Source organism: Exiguobacterium sp. s181 (assembly GCF_018617125.1).
In the GTDB taxonomy this organism is placed as follows: domain Bacteria; phylum Bacillota; class Bacilli; order Exiguobacteriales; family Exiguobacteriaceae; genus Exiguobacterium; species Exiguobacterium profundum.
On sequence record NZ_JACSJM010000003.1, the window covers coordinates 185,727 to 199,314 of the forward strand.

Here is a 13,588-nt window from a genome sequence, read left to right on the forward strand (position 1 = left end):
ACGGACCATTTTCAAACGTCCATCGAAAGGATGATTCTCATGCTTCACCATGTTGAGCTTTACGTTTCAAACCTACACGACAGTATACGTGCCTGGGAATGGCTCCTCTGTGAACAACTTGATTACACGCTCTATCAATCTTGGCCAGAAGGACGGAGCTATCGATACCGTGAAACATATCTCGTGTTCGTTCAAACGGAAAAGACTCACCTTGCGCCACCGTATCACCGAAAAAAGACTGGTCTCAACCACTTGGCATTTCATGCGTCTTCCCTCGCACAATTAGAAGAAGTTCGGCAACAGCTCGCATCACACGGGTTTCGTGAATTGTACGCAGACCGCTTCCCCCACGCAGGAGGCCCAAACTATACAGCACTATTTTTTGAAGACCCGGACCGCATCAAAGTTGAACTCGTGGCAACGATGTGAACGGTTTCTTGAGAACTTCTTAAAAGTTTGTGAAAACAATTGCAAACTTCACGTTGACCTCCTAGACTGAAAGGGTCTAAAGGAGGTCTTTTCATGGAAAAGCAAGTCGTCGATTATATGGAAGAAGCCGCATTTAAGAAATCATCATTGCTTCAACATTCATTTCCTCAATACATGTTACGATCGATAATCGCTGGCTTTTTAATCGGAATTGGAGTCGTCTTCTCATTCACCGTCGGAAACATGTTCATCGATGTCCCCGGAACGATGCTGATTGCGGGCGCTAGTTTCTCAGTGGCACTCGTCTTCATCGTCTGGATGGGGGGAGAATTGTTTACGAGCAACACCATGTATCTCTACACTGGTGCAAAACGAGGACGTGTCGCTTGGTTCGACCTCGTAAAGATATGGGGACTCAGTTGGGTCGGTAACTTGATTGGTGCCGTCTTGCTATCGCTTCTCGTCATCGGGGCTCATAGTATGGGTGACGTGACGGGTGACCATTTGCTCGCTGTCGTCGCCGCGAAGAAAATCGGCGGAGACGCCCTTGCTATTTTCTTGAAAGGAATCTTGTGTAACGTGCTCGTCTGTTTGGCCATCTTCATGCCACTCAAAACGAACAATGATGTCGCGAAGATTATGCTGACGATGCTTCCGGTCGTCGTATTTTTCGCCGCTGGATTCGAGCACTCAATTGCGAACATGGGCGTTTTCGCTCTCGCGCTCCACTATGTACCGTCGGATCTCGTCACCTTTAGCGGTGCCCTTTACAATCTATTCTTCGCCACACTCGGCAATATTGTCGGTGGTGCGTTGTTCGTTGCCGGAAGTTACTTGTATTTGAACAAATCGGAGACGGAACAAACCGTCAAGCCGATACGTCATCATGCATAAAAAGACAGGGACCCCGATTAGCAGGGTCCCTGTTTGTTGCATTTCACGAATTATGATTTTGAAGCGTCGGCTGCTGCTGCTTGAACAGTACCTTGTGCCACTTCGTCTTCTTCCACATCCCAGCACTCTGTATTCTCGATACCGAGTTTACGAGCCGAGAAGCGTGGGTTGAGACCTTGAGCTCGTTGCTCTTCGTAATCTTTAAGAACTTTGAAGGCAACGCCACCGAGCAATGTGATTGCCGCGATGTTGATCAATGTCATCCCTGCCATGAAGAGGTCAGCGAGGCTCCATACGAATCCGAGGCTTGCGACCGCTCCGATGAAAACGAATGCCATTGTCGCAAGACGGAATCCAAAGACTACACCTTTGCTCTTCTTGATGAATTCGATGTTCGTTTCACCGTAGTAGTAGCTTCCTGCGATCGAGCTGAAGGCGAACAAGAAGACGCTGACAGCGATGAATGCTGGAGCAAGTGTTCCGATTTGCTCAGTCAATGCGTTTTGAAGAAGGACAATCCCTTCACCATTTCCAGCAGCGTAGCTGTCTGAGAGAAGGATGATCGCTGCAGTTGCTGTACATACGATCAACGTATCCAAGAATACACCGAGTGATTGAAGGAAACCTTGTTTCGCAGGGTGCGATACTTCAGCAGCAGCTGCTGCGTTTGGTGCAGAACCCATACCTGCTTCGTTCGAGAAGAGTCCACGGCGTACACCCATTGAGATTGCAGCACCGATTGAACCACCGACTGCTTCATTCAAACCAAATGCGCTTTGGAAAATCATAGCGAAGACGCCTGGAAGTTCAGCGAAGTTCACAACGACAACGTAGAGTGCGATAGCAAGGTAGAGAACAGCCATGACAGGTACGACGATTGCCGAGAAGTTCGCGACACGTTGTACACCACCAAAGATGACAAGGCCAGTAAGAACAACTAAGATTGCTCCGCCGATCGCTGCATCGATTCCAAATGCGTTATCGAATGCTGCAGCGATCGTGTTCGATTGAACAGAGTTGAAGATGAGTCCGAATGTGACAGCAATGAGAACCGCGAATACGATTCCAAGTGCACGGTTGTTTAAACCTTTTTCGATGTAGTAAGCCGGACCACCGCGGTACGCGACATCGTCTTTCACTTTGTATACTTGAGCGAGCGTGCTTTCAATCATGGCTGTCGCACCACCGAGAAGGGCGACGATCCACATCCAGAAGACCGCTCCTGGTCCACCAAGTGTGACCGCTACCGTGACCCCGGCAAGGTTACCTGTACCGATTCGAGTCGCGGCACCGATAAAGAATGATTTCATTGAAGAAATACTCTTCCCGTCTTTTGTAAGTGTAACGTCCGATTTATCTGTCACCGTACGTAACATTTCTTTTAAGTAACGGAACTGCATAAATCGTGTTCTGATCGTGAAGTAGATCCCGGCTCCGACGAGAACGGCGATCAATACGTACGACCATAAGATGTTGTTCAAAAAGTCGACGCTTCCTTGTAACATACCTTGAATCGCTTCCATGAATAAGTTCCTCCCTGTTGTGTGAATCTGAAGTTGAGAATTTTTTATGATGTCTTAGTTCTGAATTATACAAAGATTCTGACAATTATCAATAATTTTTTTATAGGTGATTTCACTCTTTTTTCACATCATCTGAGCCAGAGTCCTTATTTATAAGTACTTAAAGCGCTTACATAAAAATGTTTAGAAATATTAAATCATGATTTATAGTGCGTATAGAAAAATATAATTTCATTATTTTTACTTCATTTTCTTATTTGCCGTGTCTTTTCATTACACGGTCTCGTATGAATACCATTCATTTTTTATACTTTTTTTCACTAATCAATCATTGTTTTTCACTTGTACAGGGTATTACATAATTATAGTCTCCACCTTCTGTTCACCATGAAAAGTCATCTAGAAGAAAGAAGGAAGAATCATAAAAAGACATCGGAAGTGGTTATCTTGGTTCGTTATATTGGCCTTCGTGTTGTCATTGTTGCCTATGAAGGGAAATGTGGCGGAAGCGACCGGAGGGACACAGTGGTGTGTATCCACGAATTCTGATTCTACTATCTATGCAGGGCAAAACATCCCGATTGGAGTCGTCGATTTTGAGTTTGTCGCGGAAGGCTTAAAAATTGTCATCGATTTAAATGACGGAGTGACGTTAGCCGACGTACCTGAAAATATTAAAATTGATTTTCGATTAACCAGTGAATCGCTTGAGCGCGGTAGTCCTGGCGCATATGAGTTTAAAACAAAATCCCTCGTCGATCCAACACATCTCTTAATTCCTTACGCTTCGTTAGCAAGTTATCTTGGTGTGAACGAAAGCGTTCTAAAATCAGACGGTTTCCAATTTAACGTCTTCCTCCACCTAGATACAATCGTTAATGGAGAAACGGAAACTGCTTATCCTGGTGATCCGGGTACAGGAAATCCTTGGGTACGATATGTGACACTGACCGTTGAAGATTGTACACCACCACCAGAGGTTGATTATGGGGTATATACAATCGGCTTTTGGAAAAACATCTTCAACTATGAGAAAGTATCGTTCGAATATGGCTCAATCGTTTATATTCAAGGAATTGCTTATGATGTCAGTACACTCGAAGGACAAAAGGCCTTGTCCACACTAATGACAAGCTCGCCGAAATCAATGACTGAAGAAAAACGTTTGATTATGCAATTAACAGCCGCAAAAATCAATGTACTATTAAATGACCCATCGTTCTTGAACCTTGAGCTCGTTTATAAGGACAGTGGTGTATCAACTGGCTTTACCGTGGGTGAACTATTGTCTGGTGCAGAAGTGGCTCTTGCAAACAAAAATATAGATCAAATGAAATACTATCAAAAACTTCTTGATCAGTTTAACAATGGTTATTTCGTAAACACGTTACACGATTAAAAGATAAAAAGCAGTCGCTTTTGAGGAGCGACTGCTTTTTATATACCAGTACGTTTCTTCTGGTTATTTGGTTTTTTCGTCAATTGGCTCGTCAACGGTTTCTGTTTTGTACCATGTAAACCCGTGGGAACCTTCGTTTGATTTTGCTTCTTCTCTGCCAGCTTTTGTTTCATCGCCTCTTGAAAAGATAGTTTTTTCTCGCTCATCTTACTCACCTCCAGCTTCGATCACTTTCACACGACCGACCTGTCCATCGCTCAAACGCACTTTGATTCCGTGCGGATGACGTGGCGAGTTCGTCAATATATCTTGAACGACGCCTTTCGTCAGCTTTCCGCTTCGTTGATCTTGTTTTAAAACGATTTGGACGTGGAGTCCTGGGCGAATGTCAGCACGTTTCGTTCCATCCATACCCGACACCCCTTTCCATTTAGTCAATCTCTATCATATGCTCTTTTCCCTCATTTGTCACAGCCTATTCCAGATGCCGATCTGTCGCATCGTTTCTGTCATGTAACTTTGATCGGTCTGAAGCGTCTTCTTAGGAAACGGATCATACAATCGAACGCTGACCCCTCGATGCGAAAAGGTCACATCCATGACATACTGTCCTTCCACATCACGGAGTGCGGCCGTCCCTTTCAACGAATGAAACGCCTTAGCGAACGCCTCTCCAAAATCGAGATACGCTTTCACGTAAATCGTAACGCGTCGCTCATCAATCATCAATTCCAACCGTTCGCGATCGGCACCACCAATGACCATGCGTACGACCTCGTTGTCATTGGAAAATTCAATCGTATGCATCCTCGTCCCACCCTTCATTCAAAAGAGGTACCCTCCTCAGAAGGTACCTTTCTATCATAAACGATATAACCGTGCTGCGAATGGTCGAAGCATAAACGTTTCCGTATCAATCGTTTCCGGGTCAATCTCATTCGTCATGACAAGCGTGGCGCCTGCAATTTCCGGAATGGTCACTTCTGCCGGATTGGCGGTCAAGTTGACGACCACGAAGAAGCGGTTGTTTTCAAACGTACGCTCGTAGACGAAGGCTTGCTTATGTTCAGGCAAGACGTCACGATAACGACCATACGTAAACGTTTCCTCAGCTCGACGAAGACGGATCATCTCCTTATAGAACGACAGAATGGAGTGCTGGTCGTGTCGCTGTGCCTCGACGTTGAGCGTCTCATACTCTTCATGAATCGGCATCCACGGGGTCGTCGTCGAGAAACCAGCATGAGGTGAGGCATCCCACTGGATTGGTGTCCGGACGTTATCACGAGACGTGCCCCATACTTGTTGCATCGAGTCGATTTCACTCATCCCGTTCGCGATCCGTTCGAAGTACTCGTTTTTCGTCGCGACATCATCATAGTCATGAATGGATGGGAGCGGCACATTCTTCATCCCGATTTCTTGTCCTTGATAAATGAATGGTGTCCCGTGCATGAAGAAGTACATCATCCCAAGCGCCGTGGCACTTTCACGCCAATAATGATGCTCATCCCCGACGAGAGATACCGCTCGCACCATGTCATGGTTTTCAATGTATAATGCGTTCCATCCAGTTTCGCGTAACCCCTGCTGCCATTTATCGAAGATTCGTTTAAGCTCGACGACATCGAGCGGGGCAAGACGCGACCGTCGCATGATATCGACATGATCAAAGTGAAAGGCCATATTCATCGCACCATTCTCTGGCCCCATCCATTGGTCAGCTTCTTCCGGCTCGATTCCGTTCGTCTCCCCAACGGTCATAATGTCGTATTTGGAAAACGTTTCTCGCTTCATCTCTTGTAGATATTCATGAATTCCGTCAATGTTCGAGTACATCGAAAACGCCGTCACGATCGATTTTCCGTCCGGAGAAGATAACATCGTCTCCGTCGGCATCTTTTTAATATGACTGATCGCATCGACACGGAATCCGTCGACTCCTTTATCGAGCCACCAGTTGATCATGTCATAGACAGCCGTCCGAACTTCACGATTCTCCCAGTTCAAATCGGGTTGTTTCTTTGAGAAGACGTGCAAGTAATATTGATCGGTCGGTTCGTCATATTCCCAAGCGGACCCACCAAAGATACTCGCCCAGTTGCTCGGTGGCATCCCATCTTTCCCATCTCGCCAAATATACCAATCTCGTTTCGGATTGTCTTTCGAGCTCTTCGATTCAAGGAACCATGGATGTTCGTCCGACGTATGGTTGACGACGAGGTCGAGCAACAGCTTCATCCCTCGTGCATGCACCGCCTCTAGCAAGGCATCAAAATCCTCCATCGTCCCAAACTCATCCATAATGTCTTGATAGTCACTAATATCATATCCGTTATCATCGTTTGGCGATTTGTACATCGGACAAATCCAAATGACATCAATTCCAAGGTCTTCTAAGTAATCGAGCTTTTCAATGATTCCGCGAAGATCACCGATTCCATCCCCGTTCGAATCGTTGAAACTTCGTGGATAAATTTGATAGGCGATGGCCTCTTTCCACCATACACGACTGATCTCTGTTTGTTTCGTTTGGCTGAACAACGTCTCCATACGGCACCGTGCCTCCTACAATAAGGTATGATTCACATCTACCATAGCACTAGTGCAAGCGTTTGCAAAGAATCAGTCCACAAAAAAATGCAGTTTTTACACTGCATTTTGATGGCGCGCCCCAACTTGTTCACAGAAGGTCGTGATCAGCTTCGACAAATGCTTCCAATCGTGGTCCATCGTCGCGACGTGATACGAGTTTGGTAGCACCGCGTATTCTTTTGTTCCTTGTAACTGCTCAAACAACCAGATGGAGTCGGAAGGCGGCACCACGTTGTCGACAGCAGAATGGATGACATACGCCGGCACATCAACTGCTCCGACGTGCGGTCGCACCTCGTCAATCAGCGAAAGCAATTCACGAATCGCTTTTGTAGGCACACGGTCATAGACAATCTCATATACGTCTTTTGCCAAGATGTCAGGCGCATCTTCGTCGATAAATCGACACTCGGTATCCGACGCATGACACGCATATCCTGGTACCGATAACGCGGCATTGATTGTCACAATCGCATCCGCCTTCCCTTCAAGGGAAGCCTTGAGTGCCAACGTTCCGCCCATTGACTGACCGACGACGATGACCGTCTGACACGACTCGCGCAACCGCTCGATTCCTTTCGTCACACTTTTATACCAACATCGATGCGTCGAACATCGAAAGTCTTCTGGATGTGTCCCATGCCCTTTCAAGCGCGGGGCATAGACCGTGAACCCTTGCTTCATCAACTCAATTCCGACGTCCTGTACACTTTGAGGTGTCCCGTTAAAGCCGTGACAAAGCAAAATACCGATTTCGTTTCCTTCATAATAAAATGCGCCTGCTCCAGGAATGACTGGGTAATTGACTGCTTTCATTAGTGCCTCCTTTAATTCCAACTTAACCGATACAATTAATTCGTATTAGAAGAGTGTAAAAGTTCTTAAGCTACTCGTCAAGTTCTTCCGATTACATTTATCTTGTAATCAAAATGTAATCATAACTTTGTGTTTAGTGGATTGAGTTCTGACGTCTGCTTGGTTATGTTTAACATGTAGTAAAAAAACTTGGGAAATGAACGTGTTATTTTTGACAATACACGAATAATTTTTCAAGGGATTCGTCACAAGAAAAGTAATGTAAGCGCTATCATGTCGTTTTTTTGAAAAAGGAGGATATAAATTCACTTATTTATAACGACGCAAGTTGGGGAAATCGGATTAGACCATTACATCTAAGGGAGACTTACACATGGGGAAACCAACACAATCATTTAAGGCAGTCACTGGCCTCGCCTTATCAGCAGGACTCATCGTCAGCAGTATGACGCCGATTGCGGCAAACGTAAACGCCGAGACGTTGAACGCATCAGATCTCTTCATTTCCGAGTACGTAGAAGGATCGAGCAACAATAAAGCAATCGAGTTATTCAATGGAACGAACGCGACAATCGACCTTTCCGCTTACAAAATTGAACTGTATTCAAACGGAGGTACGACTGCCGGAAATACATTGAATTTGACTGGCACCCTCGCACCAGGAGCTACATATATCATTGTGAACGGCAGTGCGTCGGACACATTGAAAGCAAAATCGGATACGGTGAGTGCCGTGACGAACTTCAACGGGGATGACACGATCGTCTTGAAAAAAGGAGACACGGTTCTTGATGTCTTCGGTCAACTCGGCTTCGACCCAGGGACAAAATGGGGAACGACCGTTGCGACTGCTGACCAATCGCTCATCCGTAAAGACACGGTCACAAAGGGAGACAGTGATGGCAGTGATGCCTTCGACCCGGCTGTCGAATGGTCATCGACACCACAAGACACGTTCGACAATCTCGGGTTACATACGTTCCAAGGCGTCGAATACGGAGATGGCGGCACAACGGAGCCTCCTGCACCAATCACACCAATTTCAATTGCTGATGCACGAACAAAGGCAGAAAATGAGACGGTCACCGTAAAAGGAGTCGTCACGGCTAAATTAGCGAACACCATCTCCATTCAAGACGCAACAGGTGGTCTGTCTATCCGTCCGACATCTCTTGCCGTCAACGTCGGGGACGAGGTCGTTGTCACAGGGGTCGTCGGTTCGTACCGTGAGCTTCTTCAATTGAACAGCGCTGTCGTTGTTTCAAAACAAGCAGCAACACTTCCTACTGCCCAAGTCTTGACAGGGGAACATATCAACGAGGACGTCGAATCCGAACTCGTTACCGTCAAAAATGTCACACTCACAGGTAGCGGTCAGAACTTGACGGCGACGGACGGAACGAAGGAGTTCGTCGTTCGCGACGAGCGAGGCATCCTTGATTTACAGACGGATGTGAACTATTCATCGATCACAGGAATCGTTCAACAGTTTGACGATACGTACCAAATCATCCCTCGTGACCCGGCGGACACGGTTATCGATACGTCCGTTCTTCGGCCGGCTGTCGCGAAACCAGGTGCCGGTACATTCGTTGGTCCACAAGACGTGACGCTCTCGACAACGACAGCAGACGCTGAGATTTTCTATACACTCGACGGCTCTGATCCAAAAGAGAATGGGCTTCGTTACGAAAACCCAATCCGCATTGAAAACTCGACGACATTGAAGACGGTCGTGAAAACGGGAGACACATTCAGCGCCGTCTCAACATTCTCTTATAAGATCACAGACAAGATTCGCATTCACGACATCCAAGGTGCGAACCATACGACTCCGATGAACGGACAGACGGTTGAAGGTGTCGAAGGAATCGTCACGTCTACGTTCGTCTCAAGTGGGACGACCTATTACTTCATCCAAACGCCTGATTCGGAAGCCGATGACGATGCACGGACATCTGAAGGGATTGTCCTTTACGGTGGACGTTCGATTGCCGGCATTCAAGTCGGTGACCTCGTCAAAGTGAACGGAAAAGTGAGCGAGTATGCGATCGAAGGATACAGCGACCGTCAACAGACAGATATGAAGATGACACAAATCGATACACGTAACGGAAAAGTCGAAGTCGTCGCGAGCGGCGTGACACTTCCGACTCCAATCACGATTGATGCCTCAAACCTTCCGACCGAGTTTATCGACAGCGACAACCTCGCCGTCTTCAATCCGGAGAAGGATGCCATCGACTTCTGGGAGAGCCTTGAAGGAATGCGTGTTCAAACGAACAAGTTGAAGTCAGTCGGACCACAAGAATATGGTGACTTAGTCACAGTTCTCGAGGATACGCCAACAGAGACATATAATGGCGGCGTCTTATTGAAAAAGAACGATGCAAACCCGGAACGCATTCAGTTCCGTCTCGAACCGAACGCGGAAGCGCGTGAATTCGATGTCGCGACGGGCGACCGCTTCAATGGACCGATTGTCGGTGTTGTCGGCTATTCGTTCGGTAACTATAAGATTCAAGCCTCACTTGAAGACATGAAAGCTGCCTTCGTCAAAGGAGATGCGCAGCGTGAGAAGACATTCATCGAGGCAGAAGAAGATCAATTAACGATTGCATCGTATAACTTAGAGAACTTCTCGAACAACATCAAAGAAACATCAGATGAAAAGGCACTCAAACTGGCGAAAGCGTTCGTCAACGAATTGAACAGCCCTGACATCATCGGTGTGACGGAAGTACAAGACAACGATGGACAGGATAAAGGGGCAGGTTCTGCCGCTGACCAGAGCTATCAGCGCTTAATCGATAACATTGTCGCTGTCGGTGGGAAGACGTATAAATACGTCAACATCGACCCAGAGAACAACCAAGACGGAGGCGCCCCAGATGCCAACATCCGTGTCGGCTTCTTGTACGATCCTGAGCGCGTGTCATTGACGGAGGGAATCCCTGCTGGTGATGCGACGACGGCCGTCGGATACGCCGATGGGAAATTGACGCACAACCCGGGACGTATCGATCCGATGAACGAAGCGTTCGATCGTTCGCGTAAACCGTTAGCTGCTCAATTCGACTTCCAAGGCGAGAACGTCATCGTGATCGCAAACCACTGGAACTCGAAAGGTGGCGACACTGGTTTCTTCGGTTCACAACAACCGGTCGTACTCGGAAGTGAAGTGCAACGTAAGAAAATCGCACAAGTCGTCCACAACTTCGTGGCAGACGTGAAGACGAAGAATCCAGAAGCGAATGTTGTCGCACTCGGTGACTTCAACGATTTCGAATTCTCGGATGCGCTCCAAATCTTCAAAGGCGACTTGATGACGAACATGGTCGAGAAAGTTCCTGCTGTCGACCGCTACTCGTATGTGTATCAAGGGAACTCACAAGTACTCGATCACATCCTCGTCTCGAATCGCTTGGCCGCTTCTACGAAAATTGACATGATTCACGTCAACTCGGACTTCACTGAGATGTCAGGGCGTGCGAGTGACCATGATCCAGTACTTGCACAAATCGACTTCACACCGGAACCAGAAGTGGAATTGACGCGTTACACTGTAGAAAACCATAAAGCTGCTCGCCTCGTCCTTCAAGAGGATTACATCGGCGTGACAATCGGAAAAGGCACGAACTTCAAAAACGGCATCTTCGTTCGTGGCGTATACACGGAATTGACAGGAGAACCGTTGAAAAATGTCGTCGTTCAAGTGAAACCGAAAGAAGCCGGTGCCATCATCGACTTCAAAGGCGCGACGGTAAAAGAAGTAATCGTTGACGGGAAAAACCTTGCTGAGATTCGCGGGGCAAAAAACGTCCAACGCATCACATATACGAAAGGCGCTTCTCCTTCATCCATCATCATCAAGAAATAACATGTTGAACCGCAGACACATCGTCTGCGGTTTTTTGGTTTCACCTCTATTGAAGCGGGGATAAAGAGGAAGATACTGAATATCATGGAGGATGAGACCGATGGAATTGTATAACGGAGATTTATATTGGCCAACGACCGAATCAGAGGACGTCGTGTTAGAAAGACCTGACAAAAAAGAGCATTACGACGTACTCGTCATCGGAGCCGGTATGTCCGGAACGTTGACGGCCTATACGCTTCAGCAGGATGGCGTCGATTTTGCGGTGCTCGATGGGCGAAAAGTCGGTACCGGAAGCACATCAGCAAATACCGGTTTAATTCAATATTCAAATGACATCATGTTACATGAACTGGCAGAAAAAATTGGAGAAGCGGCAGCGGTACGCTTCTATCAATTATGTCTCGACGCGGTCGAATCGCTCGACCAGGTGGCGAAAGATGTCGATGCATCCGATATATATATTCGACGGAACAGCCTTTGTTTTGCGAGTGAAGAGGACGATGTTGCCAAATTGCAACGTGAGTATGAGATGCTAGCCAAACACGGTTTTGATGTGGAGTGGTTGGATCGTGAGGCACTACGTGAACGCTTCCCATTTGAAAAACCGGCGGCCCTCATCACAAAAGGCGATGCCGAGGTCAATCCGCTCACGCTCAGTCGTCAAATCATCCGCCATTTATCGAAACAACACGTCCCGATTTTTGAAGAGACGTCGGTGGATGAGGTCGTGTCTGATGGTGATGGATGGATTGTGTTCACCTCGAACGGGACATTTAAAGCGAATAAAGTCATCTTTGCGACAGGTTATGGGCCAGCTCCCCTACTCGACTCCCATCGGATCGATTTGAATCGGTCATACGCCATCGCAACGAATCCAATCGCCGAATTCAGCGAATGGGAAGGACGCGCGCTCATTTGGGAGACGAAACGACCATATCTCTATTTGCGCACGACTCCGGACGGGCGAATTATCGCGGGTGGGCTTGACGAAGACCAGGCCGAAACGCCGCACGATGAGGCGCTCATGAACGATCGGGCGGAACGAGTGAAAGAAAAAATCGCCGAGCTCTTCCCGATGTATGACCTAGAAGTCGATTATGCTTGGGTCGCCTTGTTTGGAGAGTCGGTGGACCAACTCCCGTTCATCGGGGAGCACCCGAATCGACCGAACTTGTTTTATTTGCTCGGATATGGGGGAAATGGGACGGTGTATAGTATGCTTGGTTCTCGTATTTTAAGTGCCCTCGTTCGTGGTCAGTCGCATCCCGATGCGGACCTCGTTCGTTTAGATCGAACGTAATCCCCGACATTTTGGGGATTGTTACATCATTGAAGGAGTGTTTTTGGATTGAAGAAAAAAAGAAAATCAAACAGGGTGTACCGACTACGTCGTCTTGCCGTATTCCTTGTCCCTCTCGGTTGCGCCTTCTGGTTTTGGCCACAGGAATCCGTCCCCACGACGCAGTTAAAGGCTGAACAAGCATCCATTTCCGAGGAAATATATACGATTGAAGAACGTACACAAACCGAACAAGACGGTGTCATTCGATATGAATACGACATCGTCGTACACGGGAACCCGAGTACGGATGAGCTTCAATCCGTCAGCCATGACGTCATCGATGACGTAAAACAGTCAGATCAGTTCCAGGCCGCCTTGTTACGATTTTATGATGATGCTGCCTATATCGGGACGGAACCGCCACTCGGTGAAGCCGTATTCGCTCCGGAAGGCGATTATGGACTCGCAGACTGGGTGGAACCCGGTCAAACAGACGACATGATGTTCGGTTGGCAACTTCGAGAAAAAGAATGGACGACCAAATTGACCGATACAGAGATTCAAATTTGGAGGTCATGGCAAGATCAATATACGAAACAGAATCCTGACGACCCCGATGCGAAAGCGAAAGTAACACGCATCATTGCCACTGAATACGAACTCGACCCTAAAGTGGTACAACAAATCGTATTGAAACAGCATGTATGGGCCGCATTATAAATGTTTGTGTGAAATCTCTCTTTTTTGAAAAAGAGGGATTTTTTTAT

12 protein-coding genes are annotated in these 13,588 nt (G+C 47.2%); 6 read left to right on the forward strand and 6 right to left on the reverse strand.

The annotated features are described in order from the left end of the window. The first annotated feature begins 39 nt into the window (after positions 1-39). Positions 40-429, forward strand: a complete 390-nt coding sequence (locus KNO70_RS12355; RefSeq protein ID WP_214685001.1) for a VOC family protein — start codon at positions 40-42, stop codon at positions 427-429. 93 nt (positions 430-522) lie between these two features. Beyond that, a complete protein-coding gene (locus tag KNO70_RS12360) occupies positions 523-1,323 on the forward strand; it encodes a formate/nitrite transporter family protein (RefSeq protein WP_078146031.1) in 801 nt (266 codons plus the stop codon). A gap of 50 nt (positions 1,324-1,373) precedes the next feature. Here the strand turns inward: KNO70_RS12360 and KNO70_RS12365 are convergent, their stop codons facing one another. Continuing rightward, positions 1,374-2,846, reverse strand: coding sequence for an alanine/glycine:cation symporter family protein (locus KNO70_RS12365; RefSeq protein ID WP_214812655.1), 1,473 nt, complete (start codon positions 2,844-2,846; stop codon positions 1,374-1,376). 499 nt (positions 2,847-3,345) lie between these two features. On the opposite strand from KNO70_RS12365, the gene KNO70_RS12370 reads away from it, so the two are divergent. Continuing rightward, a complete protein-coding gene (locus tag KNO70_RS12370; RefSeq protein WP_214812656.1) occupies positions 3,346-4,245 on the forward strand; it encodes a hypothetical protein in 900 nt (299 codons plus the stop codon). 38 nt (positions 4,246-4,283) lie between these two features. Here KNO70_RS12370 and KNO70_RS12375 read toward each other — a convergent pair whose 3' ends face one another. The 5 genes from KNO70_RS12375 to KNO70_RS12395 form a co-directional block, all read right to left on the reverse strand. Further along, positions 4,284-4,451, reverse strand: a complete 168-nt coding sequence (locus KNO70_RS12375) for a hypothetical protein (protein ID WP_015880321.1) — start codon at positions 4,449-4,451, stop codon at positions 4,284-4,286. 1 nt (position 4,452) lies between these two features. Continuing rightward, complete coding sequence (locus tag KNO70_RS12380; protein ID WP_015880320.1) at positions 4,453-4,656, reverse strand: YwbE family protein; 204 nt, start codon at positions 4,654-4,656, stop codon at positions 4,453-4,455. A 57-nt stretch (positions 4,657-4,713) separates the two neighbouring features. Next, on the reverse strand, positions 4,714-5,052 hold the full coding sequence (locus tag KNO70_RS12385; RefSeq protein WP_078146028.1) for a hypothetical protein: 339 nt from the start codon (positions 5,050-5,052) through the stop codon (positions 4,714-4,716). A gap of 54 nt (positions 5,053-5,106) precedes the next feature. Next, positions 5,107-6,762 carry a glycoside hydrolase family 13 protein gene (locus KNO70_RS12390; RefSeq protein WP_214685174.1) on the reverse strand — a complete coding sequence of 552 codons (1,656 nt, stop codon included), beginning with the start codon at positions 6,760-6,762 and terminating at the stop codon, positions 5,107-5,109. Positions 6,763-6,894: 132 nt separating this feature from the next. Then, positions 6,895-7,656, reverse strand: coding sequence for an alpha/beta hydrolase (locus KNO70_RS12395; protein WP_214812657.1), 762 nt, complete (start codon positions 7,654-7,656; stop codon positions 6,895-6,897). Between the two features lie 373 nt (positions 7,657-8,029). On the opposite strand from KNO70_RS12395, the gene KNO70_RS12400 reads away from it, so the two are divergent. The 3 genes from KNO70_RS12400 (at position 8,030) to KNO70_RS12410 (ending at position 13,541) form a co-directional block, all read left to right on the forward strand. Further along, complete coding sequence (locus KNO70_RS12400; protein WP_214812658.1) at positions 8,030-11,536, forward strand: chitobiase/beta-hexosaminidase C-terminal domain-containing protein; 3,507 nt, start codon at positions 8,030-8,032, stop codon at positions 11,534-11,536. A gap of 100 nt (positions 11,537-11,636) precedes the next feature. After that, entirely contained in the window at positions 11,637-12,839 is a 1,203-nt protein-coding gene (locus KNO70_RS12405; RefSeq protein WP_214812659.1) for an NAD(P)/FAD-dependent oxidoreductase, read from the forward strand. Positions 12,840-12,887: 48 nt separating this feature from the next. Then, positions 12,888-13,541 (forward strand): hypothetical protein, encoded by a 654-nt coding sequence (locus tag KNO70_RS12410; RefSeq protein WP_214684995.1) that lies wholly within the window; start codon positions 12,888-12,890, stop codon positions 13,539-13,541. The last annotated feature ends 47 nt before the right edge of the window (positions 13,542-13,588 follow it).